The organism is Candidatus Pantoea persica, from assembly GCF_013753875.1.
GTDB classification, from domain to species: Bacteria; Pseudomonadota; Gammaproteobacteria; order Enterobacterales; family Enterobacteriaceae; genus Pantoea; species Pantoea persica.
Window position 1 is genome coordinate 160510 of record NZ_SMDS01000019.1, and the last position, 18788, is coordinate 179297.

The 18788-nt window shown below is 59.4% G+C and carries 14 protein-coding genes and 7 pseudogenes; 13 read left to right on the forward strand and 8 right to left on the reverse strand.

Annotated elements, in window-relative coordinates:
- Nucleotides 1-88: 88 nt before the first annotated feature.
- Together argS and EIO60_RS11495 are read right to left on the reverse strand one after the other, a co-directional pair.
- Entirely contained in the window at nucleotides 89-1828 is a 1740-nt protein-coding gene (argS, locus tag EIO60_RS11490) for an arginine--tRNA ligase (RefSeq protein WP_258576868.1), read from the reverse strand.
- On the reverse strand, nucleotides 1825-2121 hold the full coding sequence (locus EIO60_RS11495) for a hypothetical protein (protein ID WP_258576869.1): 297 nt from the start codon (nucleotides 2119-2121) through the stop codon (nucleotides 1825-1827). The genes argS and EIO60_RS11495 overlap by 4 nt, the downstream gene beginning before the upstream one ends.
- 308 nt (nucleotides 2122-2429) lie before the next feature.
- On the opposite strand from EIO60_RS11495, the pseudogene EIO60_RS11500 reads away from it, so the two are divergent.
- Nucleotides 2430-2987, forward strand: a pseudogene (locus tag EIO60_RS11500) (VOC family protein); the annotation flags it as partial.
- On the opposite strand, the pseudogene EIO60_RS11505 reads toward EIO60_RS11500, so the two are convergent.
- Nucleotides 2972-3662, reverse strand: a pseudogene (locus EIO60_RS11505) (MalY/PatB family protein); the annotation flags it as partial. The pseudogenes EIO60_RS11500 and EIO60_RS11505 sit on opposite strands and share 16 nt — an antisense overlap.
- 84 nt (nucleotides 3663-3746) lie before the next feature.
- Here EIO60_RS11505 and cutC point away from each other — a divergent pair.
- The 3 genes and pseudogenes from cutC to EIO60_RS11520 form a co-directional block, all read left to right on the forward strand.
- Complete coding sequence (gene cutC / locus EIO60_RS11510; RefSeq protein ID WP_258576870.1) at nucleotides 3747-4499, forward strand: copper homeostasis protein CutC; 753 nt, start codon at nucleotides 3747-3749, stop codon at nucleotides 4497-4499.
- Between the two features lie 164 nt (nucleotides 4500-4663).
- A pseudogene (locus EIO60_RS11515) lies at nucleotides 4664-5396 on the forward strand (hypothetical protein); the annotation flags it as partial.
- A gap of 4 nt (nucleotides 5397-5400) precedes the next feature.
- Nucleotides 5401-5881: pseudogene (locus EIO60_RS11520) on the forward strand (LysE family translocator); the annotation flags it as partial.
- A gap of 11 nt (nucleotides 5882-5892) precedes the next feature.
- On the opposite strand, the pseudogene EIO60_RS11525 reads toward EIO60_RS11520, so the two are convergent.
- From EIO60_RS11525 to EIO60_RS11535, 3 genes and pseudogenes are all read right to left on the reverse strand, one after another.
- Nucleotides 5893-6262, reverse strand: a pseudogene (locus tag EIO60_RS11525) (DUF1698 domain-containing protein); the annotation flags it as partial.
- Nucleotides 6263-6331: 69 nt separating this feature from the next.
- Nucleotides 6332-7049 (reverse strand): annotated as a pseudogene (gene cmoA / locus EIO60_RS11530) (carboxy-S-adenosyl-L-methionine synthase CmoA).
- An 85-nt stretch (nucleotides 7050-7134) separates the two neighbouring features.
- Entirely contained in the window at nucleotides 7135-7950 is an 816-nt protein-coding gene (locus EIO60_RS11535) for a DUF72 domain-containing protein (RefSeq protein WP_258576871.1), read from the reverse strand.
- A 246-nt stretch (nucleotides 7951-8196) separates the two neighbouring features.
- On the opposite strand from EIO60_RS11535, the gene aspS reads away from it, so the two are divergent.
- The 6 genes and pseudogenes from aspS (at nucleotide 8197) to ruvB (ending at nucleotide 13807) form a co-directional block, all read left to right on the forward strand.
- Entirely contained in the window at nucleotides 8197-9978 is a 1782-nt protein-coding gene (gene aspS / locus EIO60_RS11540; RefSeq protein ID WP_258576872.1) for an aspartate--tRNA ligase, read from the forward strand.
- Nucleotides 9978-10408: pseudogene (nudB, locus tag EIO60_RS11545) on the forward strand (dihydroneopterin triphosphate diphosphatase). Before aspS ends, nudB begins: the two are co-directional and overlap by 1 nt.
- Before the next feature lie 279 nt (nucleotides 10409-10687).
- Nucleotides 10688-11431 (forward strand): YebC/PmpR family DNA-binding transcriptional regulator, encoded by a 744-nt coding sequence (locus tag EIO60_RS11550; protein WP_258576873.1) that lies wholly within the window; start codon nucleotides 10688-10690, stop codon nucleotides 11429-11431.
- Nucleotides 11432-11468: 37 nt separating this feature from the next.
- Nucleotides 11469-11996 carry a crossover junction endodeoxyribonuclease RuvC gene (ruvC, locus tag EIO60_RS11555; RefSeq protein ID WP_258576874.1) on the forward strand — a complete coding sequence of 176 codons (528 nt, stop codon included), beginning with the start codon at nucleotides 11469-11471 and terminating at the stop codon, nucleotides 11994-11996.
- 183 nt (nucleotides 11997-12179) lie between these two features.
- Nucleotides 12180-12794 carry a Holliday junction branch migration protein RuvA gene (gene ruvA, locus EIO60_RS11560; protein WP_258576875.1) on the forward strand — a complete coding sequence of 205 codons (615 nt, stop codon included), beginning with the start codon at nucleotides 12180-12182 and terminating at the stop codon, nucleotides 12792-12794.
- A gap of 8 nt (nucleotides 12795-12802) precedes the next feature.
- Entirely contained in the window at nucleotides 12803-13807 is a 1005-nt protein-coding gene (gene ruvB / locus EIO60_RS11565; RefSeq protein ID WP_258576876.1) for a Holliday junction branch migration DNA helicase RuvB, read from the forward strand.
- A 1-nt stretch (nucleotide 13808) separates the two neighbouring features.
- On the opposite strand, the gene znuB is transcribed toward ruvB, so the two are convergent.
- Together znuB and znuC are read right to left on the reverse strand one after the other, a co-directional pair.
- Nucleotides 13809-14594 (reverse strand): zinc ABC transporter permease subunit ZnuB, encoded by a 786-nt coding sequence (gene znuB, locus EIO60_RS11570; RefSeq protein WP_258576877.1) that lies wholly within the window; start codon nucleotides 14592-14594, stop codon nucleotides 13809-13811.
- Nucleotides 14591-15346, reverse strand: a complete 756-nt coding sequence (gene znuC, locus EIO60_RS11575) for a zinc ABC transporter ATP-binding protein ZnuC (protein WP_258576878.1) — start codon at nucleotides 15344-15346, stop codon at nucleotides 14591-14593. Before znuC ends, znuB begins: the two co-directional genes overlap by 4 nt.
- A 77-nt stretch (nucleotides 15347-15423) precedes the next feature.
- Here znuC and znuA point away from each other — a divergent pair, with 77 nt between their 5' ends.
- The 3 genes from znuA to lpxM all read left to right on the forward strand — a co-directional run bounded on the left by znuA (nucleotide 15424) and on the right by lpxM (nucleotide 18787).
- Complete coding sequence (znuA, locus tag EIO60_RS11580; RefSeq protein ID WP_258576879.1) at nucleotides 15424-16383, forward strand: zinc ABC transporter substrate-binding protein ZnuA; 960 nt, start codon at nucleotides 15424-15426, stop codon at nucleotides 16381-16383.
- A 13-nt stretch (nucleotides 16384-16396) separates the two neighbouring features.
- Nucleotides 16397-17692 (forward strand): murein DD-endopeptidase MepM, encoded by a 1296-nt coding sequence (gene mepM / locus EIO60_RS11585; protein WP_258576880.1) that lies wholly within the window; start codon nucleotides 16397-16399, stop codon nucleotides 17690-17692.
- Between the two features lie 123 nt (nucleotides 17693-17815).
- The gene (gene lpxM / locus EIO60_RS11590) at nucleotides 17816-18787 is read left to right on the forward strand and encodes a lauroyl-Kdo(2)-lipid IV(A) myristoyltransferase (RefSeq protein ID WP_258576881.1); all 972 of its coding nucleotides are present in this window, start codon (nucleotides 17816-17818) and stop codon (nucleotides 18785-18787) included.
- Nucleotide 18788: the final 1 nt, after the last annotated feature.

Here is an 18788-nt window from a genome sequence, read left to right on the forward strand (position 1 = left end):
GGATGCCTTGAGCGACTTTGCGATCGGACCAGACTACCCGCACAGTTAACATTTGCGTGCACTTCAAGCCTCGGCGGAGTTTTGTTTGTTACATACGCTCGACGGTTTTGATACCCAGCGTATCCAGACCCTGCTTCAGGGTTTTCGCCGTCAGCGCCGCCAGCTGCAGGCGGCTCTGGCGCGTTGCCTCATCGTCCGCGCTGAGAATCGGGCAGTGTTCGTAGAAGCCGGAGAAGAGGCCCGCCAGGTCGTAGAGATAGGCGCACATCACGTGCGGCGTACCGTCGCGCGCCACCTGTGTGATGGTCTCCTCAAACTGCAGCAGGCGCGTCGCCAGCTGCGCTTCGCGATCCTCGGCGATGGTCAGCGGCGCATCCAGCGCATCCAGCGCGTCGATCGCAACGCCCGATTTGCGAAACACCGACAGCACACGCGTGTAGGCATACTGCATATAGGGCGCGGTGTTGCCCTCGAACGCCAGCATATTGTCCCAGTCGAAGATATAGTCGGTGGTGCGGCTTTTCGACAGGTCGGCATATTTCACCGCGCCGATGCCGACCACTTCCGCCAGCTGCTGCAGCTCCGCTTCACTCATCTCCGGGGTCTTTTCGCGCACCAGCGTCAGCGCGCGATCGTGCGCCTCTTCCAGCAGGTCGGCCAGCTTGATGGTGCCGCCGCTGCGGGTTTTGAACGGACGGCCATCTTTACCCAGCATCATGCCAAAGGCGTGGTGCTCCAGCGGCACCGATTCCGGCACGTAGCCCGCCTTACGTACAATGAGCCACGCCTGCTGCAGATGCTGATGCTGGCGTGAATCGATGTAGTAGAGCACGCGGTCAGCATGTAGCGTTTCGTAGCGGTATTTGGCGCAGGCGATATCGGTGGTGGTGTAGAGGTAGCCGCCATCCTTTTTCTGGATGATGACGCCCATCGGCTCGCCTTCTTTGTTCTGGAACTCGTCGAGGAACACCACGGTCGCGCCTTCGCTGGTGACCGCCAGCCCTTTGGCGCGCAGATCGGCGACAATGCCTGGCAGCATGTCATTATAGAGGCTCTCGCCCATCACGTCCTTGCGCGTCAGCGTCACGTTGAGACGGTCATAGATCAGCTGGTTCTGGCTCATGGTGATGTCCACCAGCTTCTTCCACATGGCGCGGCAGTATTCGTCGCCGCCCTGCAGCTTCACCACGTAGGCGCGCGCGCGCTCGGCGAAGGCTTCGTCCTCATCGTAGGTGCGTTTGGCTTCGCGATAGAAGGCTTCCAGATCGGCCAGCACAATCTCTTCGTGATGCTCGTTTTGCTGCTTTTCCAGATAGGCGATCAGCATGCCGAACTGCGTGCCCCAGTCGCCGACGTGATTGGCGCGGATCACGTTGTGGCCGAGAAACTCCAGCGTGCGCACGGCCGCGTCACCGATGATGGCGGAGCGCACGTGGCCGACGTGCATCTCTTTGGCGACGTTCGGCGCCGAGTAGTCGACAACGATGGTTTGCGGCTCAACGGCGGCTACGCTCAGGCGCGGCTGCGTCAGCGCCTGCTTTGCCTGGTCGGCGAGCCAGCTGCGGTCGAGAAAAATATTGATAAAGCCCGGTCCGGCGATCTCCACTTTGCTGGCGATGCCGTTCAGGTCAAGATGCTGGATGACGATGTCGGCCAGCTGGCGCGGCGCCTGACCCAGTTTTTTCGCCACGGCCATGATGCCGTTCGCCTGGTAATCGCCAAACTGCGCTTTGGCGGACTGACGAACCTGGGGTTCACAGTCGGCCGGCGCACCGGCTAGAATCATCGCCTGACTGACTTTTTCGGAAAGAAGAGCTTGAATATTCACCGCGTTACCTTCATCCGCAGAAAGGCTCGTCTGCCACACAGCGAGCCGTAGTCTTCATTCTGCCAACGTGCCTGGAGAGCGTGCAGAATGGAAAAAAGAGGAGGGGAAGTATACGTGATATGTCGCGCTGCGTCAGCAGTCGCCGCACAGGCAAAGCGGGGAAACAGCGAGCAGCGACGGCGCAGATGACGGCGGGGATTTTTAACGCTTTTGTCTTCACGCACTTTCCAGTGGCGTGAAATGGCAAATCCCATCAAGGCGATCAGGACAGCGACAACAATGAGCATGAACATAAAGCCATTCCTTGTAGAGGTGTTAGGTCAAATTTATAAGAAAGGCGGAGGGGCTGCAATTGTTTGGCTGTCAAATAAGAGTTATCTCATTGTATTAATTAACTTTAATTTAATCAGGAGTTTAAGGCACTTTCATCCAGTAATGGCTGGACCTGAAGAGAGGATAAGTCCGAATTAAAAGAGTCTGTTAAATGCTTTTTCGGCAAAATAGCGGGAAAATCGGATGATTCCTGTAATTTTGTCGCGCCGAATACAGAGCTGGCGCGACTTTTTACTGATAAAAAACCTAAACAAAATAGAGGGATTTTATGGCTTCAAACTCAAATTTTCCACTGGAATTGCACGATTTAGAGGCGGATCTGGCGCGCTTTAGCCTGTCACTGCAATAATTTGCCGATCGGCTCGGATTAAACTTAGCGGAACTGGAGGCTGACCATATCACGCTGCGCTGTGACCAGAACAGCACCGCCGAGCGCTGGCAGCAGGGGCTGCTGAAAATAGGCACCCAGTTCTCCGAAGCGATGATCAATGGTCGGCCTGTTTGCCTGTTCAAACTGCGTCAGCCTTTAAGCGTGAACGGCTGGCAGCTGGATGTCGTTGAGCTGCCCTGGCCCGGAGAAAAGCGCTATCAGCATGAGTGATTCGAGCACGTGGAAATCGTGCTGCGCGGCGACCATGAAACGCTGGGAATGCGTGCGATGGCGCTGAATGGCGACGAGGCGCTGACCCAGCAGGGCATCTCTTTTAAGACCAGTTCGCCGCAAGGTGAAAATGAGCGCCTGCCCAATCCCACCCTGGCGGTGACCGACGGCCAGACCACCATTAAATTTTACCCCTGGCGGTTGGAGGAGATCGTCGCCAGCGAGGCGCCCAGACCGGCGATATTGAAGCTTTTGGAGGGGGAGATCAGCGTAATGCTGCGCTGCGCCGCATCCTCGCTCAGGCTGGCGAAGGGGATATGCCTGACGCCCGGCTCCAGCAGCAGATCGCAGTGGATTTCATCTGAGCAGACAATCAGATCGTGGCGGCGGGCGAACGTCAGCTGCGCCTCCAGCTCGTCGCGGCGGTAGACCATGCCGCCGGATTTTTGCGGGTTGCACAGCAGCAGCAGCCGCCGCTCTTTGCCGTTGAGCTGCGCCTCGGCCCCGCTGAGGTCGAGCATCCAGCGTCGCCGCGCCGCGAAAGGGCGGATAGATGGGCGAGGGGCAGATTGAGCGCTCGTCAAAACGGATGAACGCGCGTATCGTCAGGTTCAGCCCACTGACCACGCTAGGCAGCACCACTATCCACTCCGGCTCTACTTTCCACTGGTAGCGCTGTTCGAAGCGCGCGATGGCCGCCTCGATCAACCCGCCCGGACCCGCGCCATAGCCGAAAACGCTATGTTAGGCGCAGCGTTTAACGGCCTCAATCACGCACTCCGGCGAGCGAAAATCGGTGTCCGCCACCCACAGCGGAAGCACATCTCGGTCACCATATTTGTTCCATTTGAGACTATCGCTGTGACGCCGGTCTATCCGTTGGTCAAAATTAAATGCCATGTTCTGTTTTCCACGTAAACTGGTCTTTAGCGTCAGACTAACTGATAGCCCTGTGTCGAGCCGGATGTCATGAAAGGAGGAGAAATGTCCACACTGGAAATTTGCTGCTACGGCGTGGATTGCGCATTGACCGCACAGCAGGCCGGCGCCGATCGCGTAGAGCTGTGCACGGCGCCGCGTGAAGGCGGCCTGACCCCCTCCGCGGGCGCGCTGGAGGCTGCAATGCGCGAAATCGCCATTCCGGTCCATCCCATCGTTCGGCCGCGCGGCGGCGATTTCTGCTATACCGCGCGCGAGTTCGACATCATGAAATCGGACGTGGCGAGAATCCGCGAGATGGGCTTTCCCGGGCTGGTCATCGGCATGCTGGATGAGGAGGCGCATATCGATCGCGCCCGCATGCGGCAGATCATGGCGCTGTGCGACGGTGTGCAGGTGACCTTTCACCGCGCTTTCGATCTGTGCCACAGCCCGAACCGCGCGCTGGAGGAGCTGACCGCGCTGGGCGTGGCGCGCATCCTTACTTCCGGCCAGCAGCAGAGCGCTGAAAACGGAATTGCGTTATTAAAGGAACTTAATGAACAGAGCGAAGGTCCAATTATTATGGCCGGCGCAGGGGTGCGAGTTAGCAACCTGCAAAAGTTTTTCGACAGCGGCCTCAGAGAGGTTCACAGCTCCGCCAGCCGCCTCGTTACGTCGCCGATGCGCTACCGTAAAGCCGGCGTGTCCATGTGTTCCGATGCTGAAATAGACGAATTCAGACGTTACTGCGTCGACAGTGACATGGTGGAAGCCATGAAAAGCGTGATGCAGCTTAACAGCGTCCGGGTCGCCTGAATCACCCAAGATTTTGCCGCACAGCACGCCTCAAAACGTGATGTTTGCAAGTACCAAACCCCAGCCACCTTGCTGGGGTATTTTTTGTCCTTTATTCAGCGGGCCGCGCCGGATGACGCAAATAGCGTTACACTCAGGTGATTGAGATCTCTGGAAGTTACATCATGAAACGCGCTCTGACTGCAGCGCTTGTGCTCGGTTCGCTGTGCGCCTTTCCCGCGCTGTGGGCCGCCGCCTGCGGGCCGCACAGCCAGGCGGTTGCCAGCAGTAACAGCTGGATTATGCTGGGCGCCAAAGGCGCGGTGCGTTAGGTGATCGCAAGGATATAGACTCGCAGAAGCGGATACTTGGGCAGTTCGATTCCTGCGGCATGCTCCAGATCGCCGAGTCACCTTTGATAAAAAAGAGCGCAATGTCTCCTTAAGCATGGAGCAGCATATCGCGCGCGTGCAGGGCGGCTGGGTGGCGGAGCACGCCTATATGGTCAAGGTGTTGAAAGCGGGCCAGGAGCAGGTGGTGGATAACCGTCAGGGCACCATCAGCTGGCTGACCGGGCGGCACGGCAATATCATCACCGCCTCCGACAAGTACACCAGCATGGGAAAATTGGGCTTCACCGACACCACCGATCGCTACGACGCGCAGCTGCGGCTGATAAAAAGCGTCTCGCGCGGCAACGACGCGCTCTCCAGCGGCGAAAGCCGCTGGCGCTGAGACTCGCAGGGATAGGTCGTCAGCGCCATCACCGCACGCAGCAAAGATCTCTACACCTACGATAAAAACTTCCGCGAATAGCAGCTGCACGGCACCGCCACCACGCTGCGTTCGGTTGACGAATGCCAGCTGTGGGACGAGGTAGGCAACTGTACGCTGAGCTATCTGCATGAAACTGAAGTTTAACCTTGGCTGTCTAATCTGGGGCGGCGGTGGGATTCGGCTTGGGAGCGCTGCTGCTGGCGTCGGAAATGGCCTACAACCTGCTAAAATGGGTCGGCGCGGCTTATCTGCTTTACCTCGGCGTCAGGCTGCTGCTCAATCCGCGCCGCGAGGCGTAGGAAGACACGGCAGGCGAAACGGCGCAGCAGAGCTGTTTCAGCTGCTTTAACCACGGACTGTTGGGCAATCTGCTTAATCCCAAGATAGGCGTGTTTTACCTCACCGTTCTGCCGCAGTTTATTCCGGCCGGCGCGTCGGTGCCGCCTGCTGGCGCTGATGCATATTGCCATCGGGCTGCTGTAGAACTCCGTAGCTGATCGGCGGCAGCCACTACTTTTTGCCTCGCTGCGTACCTGCGCCGTCCGGCGGTAATGAAAGTTATGGACCGCCTGACAGGCATGATGTTTATCGGCTTTGCGGCGAAGCTGGCGCTCTCTCGCCACTAAGGCTCAGGGGCTCAGGGTTTAGTGGCGACCAGCACCGCGCGCAGCGGCGCCGGGATAGTCTTCCACCATTTTGCTGGGATCGTGCGGATCGAGGAAGTCAGCCAGCGATTCGCTGGTCATCCAGCTGGTGCGGCGCTGCTCGTCGGTAGAGGTCACGGCGTAATCAACAATCTTCACGTCAACGAAGCCGCACTTCTCTAGCCAGTTTTTCAGCGCCGGCACGGAAGGAATAAAGTAGACGTTACGTATCTGCGTGTAGCGTTCGCCCGGCACCAGCACGTCGCGCTAGTCTCCCTTAATCACCAGCGTCTCCAGCAACAGCTCGCCGCCGCTCACCAGCTGGTTTTTCAGCTGCAGCAGATGGTCGAGCGGCGATCTGCGCCGGCAGCACTTCGAGCCAGCTAGCAAGCGGACCCGTGGCGATTTGCTGATAAAAATGGCCAAACTCAATCATTTCAACGCCACCAGCGAACCGAAGTTAAAGCACTGGAACCAAAGTTCCGTGTGAGAGAAGCCCGCCTGTTTCAGGCGCGCCTTGTGCGTCTCGATGCTGTCGGCCAGCATCACGTTCTCCAGCATGCTGCACTTCTGGCTGATCTCCAGCTCGCTGTAGCCGTTGGCACGCTTGAAATCGTGATGCATGTTGAACGGCAGCTCGCCGACGTCGGCGTCCTCAAAGCTGAACTTTTCCGACAGCACCAGCGCGCCGCCGGGCTTCAGTCCCTGCCAGATTTTGCTCAGTAGCGCCTCCGGGGCGAGGAATTGCAAGGTGAAATTCAGCACCATCAGCGAGGCGTTTTCGATCGGTATATCGCGGATATCCGTCTCGATAACGTCCACCGGCGTCGCGGCGCGGAAGGCGTCAATATGGCGTAGGAAGCGCTCCACCATCGCCGGGGAGTTATCGACGGCGATTAATGGTGCAGCCTTCCGCCTGAATATTACGGCGGATAGAAAGCGTGGCGGCGCCAAGCGAGCAGCCAAGGTCGTAAACTTGGCTGTTGGGCTGCACAAAACGTTCTGCCAGCATTCCAATCATGGAGATGATGTTGTAATAGCCCGGCACCGAGCGCTGAATCATGTCGGAAAAGACTTCAGCCACGCGCCCATCAAATGTCCAGTCGCCCAGTTTGGCTATGGGCGCAGAAAATAACGCGCGGTCAGACATAGAAAACCTGAATATAAAGACGGCGGTAAAGGGGCTATTTCTCGCAGAAAGCGGCCGCCGCGGCGCTGCCTGCTTGACGCCTGCGCTAGAACAGCGCTTCCTGCTGCGGCCAGGCGGGAGGCGCAGGTAGCGTGGGCGCCAGCGGCTGCAGCTGTGGCCAGAGCGCGTTAAGCAGCGAAAACACCTGCCCCATGTCAGGCGTATGGATAAACAGCAGCGGCTCGCTCTCCTGCTGCCAGGCCGCCAGCTTCGCCAGCCACGGCTGAAACAGCGGCACGCTCTCCTCGACGCTGTCGCTGCCGATAAAGCGCACCATCGGCTGTCTGCCGGTGCGGATTGCGTGGGGCGGCACGCGCGGCTTTTTCGCCCGCGCATCGATGGCGGCCGGCGACTGCGAGGTCGAGGTGTGTACCGGTCGGCTGTCGAGCATCACGCGATTGACGCCGCGCGCGGCCAGGCCCTGATTCAGGCTCTTTTCCGCCTCGCCCTTGGCGAAAAAGGCGCTGTGGCGCACCTCGACGCCGTAGCGGAAGCGGCGCGGCAGGGCGTCAAGAAAGCGCCACAGCGCCGGCAGATGGTGCGGCGCGAAAGTGGCAGGCAGCTGCAGCCAGTACTGCGCAATGCGATCCGCCAGCGGATCGAGGGTGCGCAGAAAGTCCGCCAGCAGATCGCCGGTCTGCACCAGACCCGACTGATGGCTGATGGTGGCGGGAAACTTAAAGCAGAAGCGGAAGCTGTCGTCGGTCATCGTCCGCCAGCGCAGCACCGTCTCCATTTTTGGCACCGAATAGAGCGTGGTGTTGCCCTCGACGCAGTTGAACCAGCGCGCGTAGTCCGCCAGCGTCTCAAGCCCGAGCCGCTTCCAGTGCGGATGCTGCCACTGCGGTAAGCCAATTCGCATTCTCTTTCTGCTCTCCTTCGGCGGCGAAATACCCTTATGGTAGCCTGTTTTGCAGCGCAGACGGAACGCCGTGTCGCGCGCGAAGTATATCGCCGCTCAGGCAGCGCCTCTACTTATTCTTATTCTTATTCTCTGGGCCTTTTTCCACTATAATAACCCCTTTTTGCGGCAGCATCTCAATATCTCAATTGGTTACGCGGCCTGATGCTGCTAGGCAGCAGCGGCGAAGTTAAAAGGATACGTTATATGCGTACAGAATATTGCGGACAGCTCAATCTGTCTCATCTGGGTCAGCAAGTCACTCTTTGCGGCTGGGTCAACCGCCGTCGCGATTTAGGAAGACTGATTTTTATCGACATGCGCGACCGCGAAGGCATCGTGCAGATCTTCTTCGATCCCGATCGTCAGGAGGCTTTCCAGCTGGCGTCTGAGCTGCGCAACGAATTCTGCATCCAGATCACCGGCACCGTGCGTGCGCGCGACGAAAAAAATAAAAACGCTGAGATGGCAACCGGCGAAGTGGAAGTGTTCGCCGAGGCGCTGACCATTATCAACCGCGCCGAGCCGCTGCCGCTCGACTCCAACCAGGTCAACAGCGAAGAAGCGCGTCTGAAGTACCGCTATCTGGATCTGCGTCGCCCGGAGATGGCGCAGCGCCTGAAGACCCGCGCGAAGATCTCCAGCTTTGTGCGCCGCTTTATGGACAACGAAGGGTTCCTCGATATCGAAACCCCGATGCTGACCAAAGCGACGCCGGAAGGGGCGCGCGACTATCTGGTGCCGAGCCGCATGCACAAAGGCAAATTCTATGCGCTGCCGCAGTCGCCGCAGCTGTTCAAGCAGCTGCTGATGATGTCCGGCTTTGACCGCTACTATCAGATCGTGAAGTGTTTCCGCGACGAAGATCTGCGTGCCGACCGCCAGCCGGAGTTTACCCAGATCGATATCGAAACCTCGTTTCTGACTGCGCCGCAGGTGCGTGAGATCAATGAGCGCATGATCCGTCAGCTGTGGTTGGAGGTGAAGGGCGTCGATCTCGGCGAGTTCCCGCAGATGACCTTTGCCGACGCGATGCGTCACTACGGCTCCGACAAGCCGGATCTGCGTAACCCGATGGAGCTGGTGGACGTTGCTGACCTGCTGAAAAGCGTTGAGTTCCAGGTATTTGCTGGTCCGGCCAACGATCCGAAAGGTCGTGTCGCCGCGCTGCGCGTGCCGGGTGGCGCACAGCTGAGCCGCAAGCAGATTGACGAGTATGCAAAATTCGTGGAAATTTACGGCGCGAAAGGGCTGGCGTGGATGAAGGTCAACGCGCGAGCAGAGGGGCTTGGGGGCGTACAGAGCCCGGTAGCCAAGTTCCTGAATGCGGAAATCGTGGAAGGCATCCTGAGCCGCACCGGCGCTGCCGACGGCGACCTGATCTTCTTCGGCGCCAACCGCGCCAAAGTGGTGGCGGACGCGATGGGCGCGCTGCGCCTGAAGGTGGGCCGCGATCTGCTGATCACCAACGAAAGCGCCTGGGCGCCGCTGTGGGTTATCGACTTCCCGATGTTTGCGGAAGATGACGAGGGCGGCCTGGCGGCGATGCACCATCCATTCACCTCACCGAAAGATATGTCGGCCGAGGAGATGGCTGCGGATCCGCTGAGCGCGGTGGCCAACGCCTACGATATGGTGATCAACGGTTACGAAGTGGGCGGCGGTTCCGTGCGTATCCACTGCGGTAACATGCAGCAGGCGGTGTTCACCATTCTGGGCATTGACGAGCACGGGCAGCGTGAGAAGTTCGGCTTCCTGCTCGATGCGCTGAAATATGGCACGCCGCCGCACGCTGGCCTGGCCTTCGGTCTGGATCGTCTCACCATGCTGCTGACCGGCACTGAGAACATCCGCGACGTGATCGCCTTCCCGAAAACCAACGCGGCGGCCTGCCTGATGACCGAAGCGCCAAGCGAAGCCAACCCGGCGGCGCTGGCGGATCTGGGCATTCAGATCGCGCCGAAGAAAGACAAGTCAGAGAATAAATAATGGGTTATAAGCATCCGGTTTCGGTTCTGGTCGTGATCTACGCGCAGGATACGGCCGGGTGTTGATGCTGCAGCGGCGCGACGACGAGAGCTTCTGGCAGTCGTCCAGCGGCAGCCTGGAGGCGGGGGAAACCCCGTTGCAGGAGGCGCGGCGCGAAGTGCTGGAGGAGCTGGCCATCGACGTTTCGGGAGAAGGGCTGACGCTAGACGACTGCGGCAAAGAGATCGAGTTCGAAATCTTTCCGCACTATCGCCACCGTTACGCGCCGGGCGTGATGCACAACCGCGAACGCTGGTTCCGGCTGGCGCTGCCCGCCGAGCGCGCGCCAGTGCTCTCTGAGCATCTCGCGGCGCGCTGGCTCGACCCTGCCGCCGCCGCTGCCATCACCAGGTCTTGGAGCAATCGCCGGGCGATTGACGAATTTATCTAGCTGCCGCCGCGTCTCTTCCTGCGGCCGTCTGAAGCGTAAAAATGGGTGCGTTCCTACCGAACGCACCAAAGACTTAAACGGTCAGGCGTTATAGGCGCCGCGAGGTTGTTGTTTACCGCCAGCGCGCAGCAACCGGAGCATACTTCTATACGTGAGGATGACTCGCGAAGCTCGCCCCTTCAGGGTGTTCAAGTTGTAAACAACTTGTGCGAGCACTACCGGGGAACAAGATCTCAAGCAAGATAGCCTGTACGATGCCTAAACTGGAGAAAAGATCTAATGGCTGGTCATAGTAAATGGGCAAACACTAAGTACAGCAAAGCGGCGCAGGATGCCAAACGTGGTAAAATTTTCACCAAAATAATTCGCGAGCTGGTTACCGCGGCCAAACTCGGCGACGGCGATCCGGGCTCCAACCCGCGTCTGCGCGCCGCTATGGACAAAGCCCTGTCCAACAACCTGACGCGCGACACCACGAACCGCGCCATCGCGCGCGGCGTCGGCGGCGAAGATGATTCCAATATGGAAACGATCATCTATGAAGGCTACAGTCCTGGCGGCTCCGCCGTGATGGTGGAATGCCTGAGCGATAACTGCAACTGCACCGTCGGCGAAGTGCGTCACGCCTTCACCAAAACCGGCGGTAACCTCGGCACCGACGGCTCCGTCTCCTACCTGTTCAGCAAGAAAGGCGTTATCTCCTTCACGCCGGGCCAGGATGAGGACAGCGTGATGGAAGCGGTGCTGGAAGCGGGCACGGAAGATGTCATGAGCTACGAAGATGGCGCCATCGACGTCTTTACCGCCTGGGAAGAGCTGGGCGCGGTACGTGACGCGCTGGAAGCGGCCGGACTGAAAGCGGACAGCGTAGAAGTGTCGATGCTCCCCTCCACCAAAGCGGAGATGGACGCCGAGACGGCGCCGAAGCTGCTGCGCCTGATCGACATGCTGGAAGACTGCGACGACGTGCAGGAGGTCTACCACAACGGCGAGATTTCCGATGAGGTGGCGGAAACGCTGTAATGGCGTTTTCCCTTCTCGCGCGCAGCGGAGAGGCGGCATGGCGATAATTCTGGGCATTGACCCTGGTTCGCGCATCACCGGCTACGGCGTGATACGTCAGACCGGACGCCAGCTGATCTATCTGGGCAGCGGCTGTATTCGCACTAATACTACGGAGCTACCGGCGCGCCTCAAGCTGATCTATGCCGGCGTGAGCGAAATCATCACCCAGTTTTCGCCGGACTACTTCGCCATTGAGCAGGTGTTTATGGCGAAAAACGCCGATTCGGCACTGAAGCTGGGTCAGGCGCGCGGCGCGGCGATTGTCGCGGCGGTCAATATGGATCTGCCGGTGTTCGAATATGCCGCGCGGCAAGTGAAGCAGACGGTCACCGGCACCGGCGGCGCCGAAAAGAGCCAGGTGCAGCACATGGTGCGCACGCTGCTCAAGCTGCCCGCCAATCCGCAGGCGGACGCCGCCGACGCGCTGGCGATTGCCATCACGCACTGTCACGTCAGTCAGAACGCGGCGCGCGTCAGCGACAGCAAGCTGCTGTTGACGCGCGGTCGTCTGCGCTTCGGCTGACGCGCTCTCGCAACCGGCTGTCAGGCCCGCGCGAGACGGCAGGGCGCAACGCCGCCGCATCGGCCAAAATGCGCCGCGCTTCTCGCGCACAACCCTTATTATCAATAAATTCAGGCTGGATATTCATCCAGCTCTTTTTATGTTATAAATCCCGCCACACTTGTTAATTAAGGAAGCGTTCAGGTGATAGGTCGTTTACGGGGCAATATTCTGGAAAAGCAGCCGCCGCTGGTGCTGATCGAAGCGCACGGCGTGGGATATGAAGTGCATATGCCGATGACCTGTTTTTATGAACTGCCTGAACTCAACCAGGAAGCGGTGATTTTCACCCATTTCGTGGTGCGCGAAGATGCGCAGCTGCTGTTCGGCTTTAACAACAAGCAGGAGCGCGCGCTGTTCCGCGAGCTGATTAAAACCAACGGCGTCGGTCCCAAGCTGGCACTGACGATCCTCTCTGGCATGTCGGCGCAGCAGTTCGTCACCGTGGTGGAGAAAGAGGAGATCGCCGCGCTGGTGAAACTGCCTGGCGTCGGCAAGAAAACCGCCGAACGCCTGGTGGTAGAGATGAAAGATCGCTTTAAAGGGCTGCATGGCGACTTTTTATCCGGCGAGAGCGCCTTTACCCTGACCGCCCCCGATGCCGTGCCGGAAGGCAACGACGCCGAGGCGGAAGCGGTTGCGGCGCTGGTGGCGCTGGGTTATAAACCGCAGGAAGCCAGCCGCATGATCAGCAAAGTTGGCAAGCCTGACGCAGACTGCGAAACCCTGATCCGTGAAGCACTGCGCGCCGCAATTTGAGGTAAGTGATGATTCAAGCCGACCGTCTGGTCTCCGCCGCCAGCTACAACGAAGAAGAAAATCTCGACCGCGCCATTCGTCCTAAGCTGCTCGCCGAATATGTCGGCCAGCCGCAGGTGCGCGAGCAGATGGAAATTTTTATCCAGGCGGCAAAACTGCGCGGCGACGCGCTGGATCATCTGCTGATTTTCGGCCCGCCCGGGCTGGGCAAAACCACGCTGGCCAATATCGTCGCCAACGAAATGGGCGTCAACCTGCGCACCACCTCAGGTCCGGTACTGGAGAAGGCGGGCGATCTGGCGGCGATGCTCACCAACCTCGAGCCGCACGACGTGCTGTTTATCGACGAAATCCATCGCCTGTCGCCGGTGGTGGAAGAGGTACTTTATCCGGCGATGGAAGACTATCAGCTGGATATCATGATCGGCGAAGGCCCGGCCGCCCGCTCAATCAAACTCGATCTGCCGCCGTTTACCCTGATCGGCGCCACCACGAGCGCTGGCTCGCTGACCTCGCCGCTGCGCGACCGTTTCGGCATCGTTCAGCGGCTAGAGTTCTATAACGTGGCGGATCTGCAGCATATCGTCAGCCGCAGCGCCGCCTGCCTCGGCCTGCCGCTGAGCGCCGAAGGGGCGCAGGAAGTGGCGCAGCGCTCGCGCGGCACGCCGCGCATCGCCAACCGTCTGTTGCGCCGCGTGCGCGACTTCGCAGAGGTGCGCGCCAGGGGTGAGATGAGCGGCAGCGTGGCGGCCAGCGCGCTGGATATGCTGAACGTCGACAGCGAAGGCTTTGACTATATGGATCGCAAGCTGCTGCTGGCGATCATCGACAAGTTCACCGGCGGTCCGGTGGGACTGGATAACCTTGCCGCCGCAATTGGCGAAGAGCGGGAAACCATCGAAGATGTGATTGAACCCTTCCTGATCCAGCAGGGCTTTATTCAGCGCACGCCGCGCGGCCGTATGGCCACGCAGCATGCCTATCGCCACTTCTGTCTGACGCGCGACGAGTAGCTCAGACCGCGGGCCTACGCGCCATGCTGACAATAAACAGCAGCGCGGCGCACAGCACCACCGACGGACCGGCGGGCGTATCGTAAAAGGCGGAGAAGGTGAGGCCGCCGGACACCGCAAGAATACCGACAATCACCGCCAGACCGGCCATCTGCTCCGGCGAAAGCGAAAAGCGGCGCGCCGTGGCGGCGGGGATGATCAGCAGCGAGGTAATTATCAGCGCGCCGACGAACCTCATCGCCACGCCGATGGTTAGCGCCGTCACCAGCATCAGAATCAGCCGCGTGCGGTGAATATTAACGCCGTCCACCTGCGCCAGCTCCGGGCTGATAGTCATCGACAGCAGCGAACGCCACTGCCACGCTATCACCGCCAGCACCACAATCACCCCTGCGCCCATCAGCCATAAATCCGCAGGCGTCACCGCCAGCAGATCGCCGAACAGATAGGCCATCAGGTCGACGCGCACGTTCGACATCAGGCTTACCACCACCAGACCGAGCGACAGCGCGCTGTGCGCCATAATGCCCAGCAGTGTATCGATCGCCAGATGCGGGCGGCGCTCCAGAAACACCAAGCCCAGCGCCAGGCAGAGGGTCACTAGGATCACGGCGTACCAGGGATTGACGTTCAGCAGCAGCCCGAACGCCACGCCCAGCAGCGAGGCGTGCGCCAGGGTGTCGCCGAAATAGGACATCTTGCGCCAGACTACAAAAGCTCCTAGCGGACCGGACGCCAGCGCTAGCATTACGCCACCCAGCCAGCCCGGTAATAACAACTCAATCATGATGGACCTTGTCCTCTGCGTAATACGATACGTCCCTGAAGGTCGTGACGATGGTTGTGGTCATGGCGATAGATCGCCAGCTGCTGCGCGCCGCGCGGGCCGAACATAGCTATAAATTCCGGGTGCTGCGACACCGCCTCCGGCGTGCCGGAGCAGCAGATATAGTGATTCAGGCAGAGCACCTCGTCGGTTTTCGCCATCACCATATGCAGATCGTGAGAGACCATCAGCACGCCGCAGTTCAGCTCGTGGCGCAGCTGGTCGATAAGATCGTACAGCGCCACCTGGCCGTTGACGTCAACGCCCTGCGTCGGCTCGTCAAGTACCAGCAGCTGCGGCTGGTTGAGCAGGGCGCGCGCCAGCAGCGCGCGCTGCGTCTCGCCGCCCGACAGCTTCTGCAGCGGCGCTTTCAGCAGGTGGCCAGCCTGCACACGCTTCAGCGCCGGCAGCACATCGGCGCGCTTCGCCCCGCGGGTCAACAGCATAAAGCGCTCGACGGTGACCGGCAGCGTCGGATCGATGTGCAGCTTCTGCGGCACATAGCCGATGCACAGTCCCGCGCTGCGCTGCACTTGGCCCGAAGCGGGCGCCAGCAGGCCGAGCACTACGCGAACCAGCGTCGATTTTCCCGCGCCGTTAGGGCCGAGCAGGGTAAGGATGCGTCCGGGCATCAGTTTCAGGCTGATGCTCGAAAGCACCGGCCGCCGCGCGAACTGCACGGTAATGTTTTCTAGCGTGACAAGTTGTGGCATGTTATTTATAGGTTGCACAGAATTTCGAATGTTATAATATCACGCCCCATCCACAGGTCACGATGGAATGACGCATTATGTTACACATTAAAAAGAGTACCATTTTCACCCTTTCTGCGCTGGCGCTGGCCGCCTCGTTCACGCTTCCCGCTCAGGCAAATGTCGTCGCTTCGATAAAGCCGCTGGGTTTTATCGCCGCCGCCATTGCCGACGGCGTAACGCCGGTGGATGTGCTGCTGCCCGATGGTACCTCTGAACATGACTATTCGCTGCGTCCTTCTGACGTAAAACGTATTAAAAATGCGGACTTAGTCGTCTGGGTCGGCCCAGAGATGGAGGCGTTCATGACCAAGCCGGCTGGTGAATTAGCCGCGCAAAAAAATCTCGAAATCGCCAACATGGCCGCCGTGAAGCCGCTGCTGCTGAAGGGAGCTAAAGAAGAGGATCATCATGATGAAGGCCAGGTGCACTCAGTTGCTGACGCCGACGAGGATAAGGGTCATCACCACCATCATGGCGAATACAATATGCATCTGTGGTTGTCCCCACTGATATCCAGGCTAGCGGCGGTTGCAATCCACGAAAAATTATTGGAACTTATGCCCCGAAGCAAAGCTAAACTTGACGCTAATCTGCAGCAGTTCGAACGCGAACTAGCGGATACCGACAAGCACATTAGCGCTCAGCTCGCGCCGGTCAGAGAAAAGGGATATTTCGTTTTTCATGACGCTTACACCTATTTTGAAAAACAATACGGCCTTTCGCCCAGCGGGCATTTTACTGTAAACCCTGAGATTCAGCCGGGCGCCCAGCGTCTACATCAAATACGAACACAGTTGGTTGAGCAAAAGGCCGTTTGTGTCTTCGCTGAGCCACAATTCAGGCCAGCCGTTATCGATGCGGTTGCCCGCGGAACCACCGTGCGTAAAGGCACGCTGGATCCGCTGGGGACGAATATCAGCCTTAGTCAGGACCGCTACGTGAAGTTTCTTTCGCAGCTGTCAGGCCAGTATGCGAGCTGCTTGAATGGAGCATGAGGAATAGGTAAAAGTGCAGCAGATAGCCCGCTCTGTCGCCCTCGCATTTAATCATTTGCCGCGCTCCCACCGCGTGATTCTGGGGTCTTTAACCGTTGTCACTCTGGCCGTCGCCGTCTGGCGGCCTTACGTCTACCATCCAGCCGATGAGGCGATGCCCATCGTCAAAACCATCAAGCTGGATAAGAATCAGCTGCGTACGCTGCTACCAGAGGCCAGCGAACCGATCGATCAAACCTCGTCGGAACCGGAAGAAGAGCTGCCAGCGGACGATATCGACAGAGACGTGCCGGACGTGACCGACACGCACAAATACACCATCTCCTCCGGCGATACGCTGAGCAGCGCCCTGAATCAGTATGGCATCGAGCTGGGCGACATCAACGCGCTGGTGAGCAGCGACAAGGCGCTGCGCAATCTGCAGGTCGGCCAGCAGTTGAGCTGGACTCTGAGCGAGGATGGTGGCCTGCAGTCGCTGACCTGGGAGATCAGCCGTCGCGAAACCCGCATCTATCAGCGCGGCGACAATGGCGCCTTCACCATGCAGTCTGAAATGCAAAAGGGTGAATGGCAGAACAGTGTGCTGAAGGGCGAGGTGCGCGGTAGCTTCGCCGCCAGCGCGGTGATTAAGGCGCTGCAGTGGCAGATGGATTTCCGCAAGCTACGCGCCGGTGACGATTTCAGCGTGCTGATGTCGCGCGAAATGCTCGACGGCAAAAGCGCGCAGAGCCAGCTGCTGGGCGTGCGCCTGCGCTCCGGCGGCAAAGATTATTATGCCTTCCGCGCGGAAGACGGCAAGTTCTACGATCGCAACGGCTCCGGGCGGGCGCGCGGCTTTATGCGTTTCCCCACCGTGAAGCAATATCGCGTCTCCTCTAACTTCAACCCGCGTCGTCTTAACCCGGTAACGGGGCGCATCGTGCCGCATAAGGGCGTCGATTTCGCGCTACCCACTGGAACGCCGGTGCTGGCGGTCGGCGACGGCGAAGTGGTGGTAGCGAAAAACGGCGGCGCGGCGGGCAACTATGTCGCCATTCGCCACGGCCGTCAGTATATGACGCGCTATATGCACCTGAAAAAGGTGCTGGTGAAGCCGGGCGAGAAAGTGAAGCGCGGCGATCGCATCGCCCTGTCGGGCAATACCGGCCGCTCCACCGGGCCGCACCTGCACTTTGAAATCTGGATCAATAACCAGGCGGTCAATCCGCTGACGGCGAAGCTGCCGCGCATGGAAGGGCTGACCGGCAAAGAGCGCAGCAATTACCTGGCGATGGTGAAGTCCAGTCTGCCGCAGCTAAGCCTGAAGTAACGCCGCCGCAAAATGCCACACCACACCGACGCGCAACACGTCGGTTTTTTTGCGCGTTGCATCGGGGATTGCAAATTTACCTGTCGCCACTATCATTAGCGCGTCATTGATTGAGGCGAGTGCATGGAAACCCCGAAAAAAAAGAGTAGTGAATTCATTCCCGTTTTTAAAAAATCTTTCCTGAAACCCAAATACTGGTGCAACTGGCTGGCCATCGGCGCGCTGGCGGGTATGGCGATGCTGCCGGCGAAGGCGCGCGATCCGCTGCTGGGCGGGCTGGGAAAGATGGCGGGAAAACTGGCTAAGGATGCCCGTCGGCGCGCGCTGATCAATCTGTACTATTGTTTACCCGAGCTGAGCGAAGCGGAACGCAGCGCCATCGTCGATCACATGTTCGCCACTGCGACGCAGGCGATGGCAATGATGGCGGAGCTGGGGATGCGCCATCCGGCGCGCGTCCGCGAGCGCGTCGAGTGGCACGGGCGCGACATTATCGACCAGCTGCGAGCCGAGAAAGAGAATGTGATCCTGCTCGTGCCTCATGGCTGGGTGGTGGATATTCCCGCTATGCTTCTGGCTGCGGAAGGACAGAAGATGGCGGCGATGTTCCATCACCAGAGCGATCCTCTGCTGGACTATGTCTGGAACCGCGCGCGCCGCCGCTTCGGCGGCCGCATGCACGCGCGCGACGACGGCATTAAGCCGTTTATCGGCTCCGTGCGCCAGGGATACTGGGGCTACTATCTGCCCGATCAGGACTACGGCGCCGAGCACAGCGAGTTTGTCGATTTCTTCGCCACTTATAAGGCGACGCTGCCGGCGGTTGGCCGCCTGATGAAGGTGTGCCGCGCGCGCGTGGTGCCGCTGTTCCCGGTCTACAACAGCGAGACGCATAAACTGGAGATCTACGTGCGTCCGCCTATGGACGACCTGCTGGAGGCGGACTACCCTACCTTGGCGCGCCGCATGAACGAAGAGGTGGAAGTATTCGTGCGCCCCCATCCCGAGCAGTACACCTGGAGCCTCAAGCTGCTGAAGACGCGCAAAGAGGGCGACATCGAGCCCTATAAGCGCAAAGAGCTTTACCCACGATAGC

Coding starts and splice junctions, on each gene's coding strand:
- EIO60_RS11535 (WP_258576871.1), bottom strand. CDS start 7,950: ATGCGAATTGGCTTACCGCAGTGGCAGCATCCGCACTGGAAGCGGCTC.
- ruvC (WP_258576874.1), top strand. CDS start 11,469: ATGGCGATAATTCTGGGCATTGACCCTGGTTCGCGCATCACCGGCTAC.
- znuC (WP_258576878.1), bottom strand. CDS start 15,346: ATGCCACAACTTGTCACGCTAGAAAACATTACCGTGCAGTTCGCGCGG.
- ruvB (WP_258576876.1), top strand. CDS start 12,803: ATGATTCAAGCCGACCGTCTGGTCTCCGCCGCCAGCTACAACGAAGAA.
- znuA (WP_258576879.1), top strand. CDS start 15,424: ATGTTACACATTAAAAAGAGTACCATTTTCACCCTTTCTGCGCTGGCG.
- znuB (WP_258576877.1), bottom strand. CDS start 14,594: ATGATTGAGTTGTTATTACCGGGCTGGCTGGGTGGCGTAATGCTAGCG.
- EIO60_RS11550 (WP_258576873.1), top strand. CDS start 10,688: ATGGCTGGTCATAGTAAATGGGCAAACACTAAGTACAGCAAAGCGGCG.
- cutC (WP_258576870.1), top strand. CDS start 3,747: ATGTCCACACTGGAAATTTGCTGCTACGGCGTGGATTGCGCATTGACC.
- aspS (WP_258576872.1), top strand. CDS start 8,197: ATGCGTACAGAATATTGCGGACAGCTCAATCTGTCTCATCTGGGTCAG.
- EIO60_RS11495 (WP_258576869.1), bottom strand. CDS start 2,121: ATGTTCATGCTCATTGTTGTCGCTGTCCTGATCGCCTTGATGGGATTT.
- lpxM (WP_258576881.1), top strand. CDS start 17,816: ATGGAAACCCCGAAAAAAAAGAGTAGTGAATTCATTCCCGTTTTTAAA.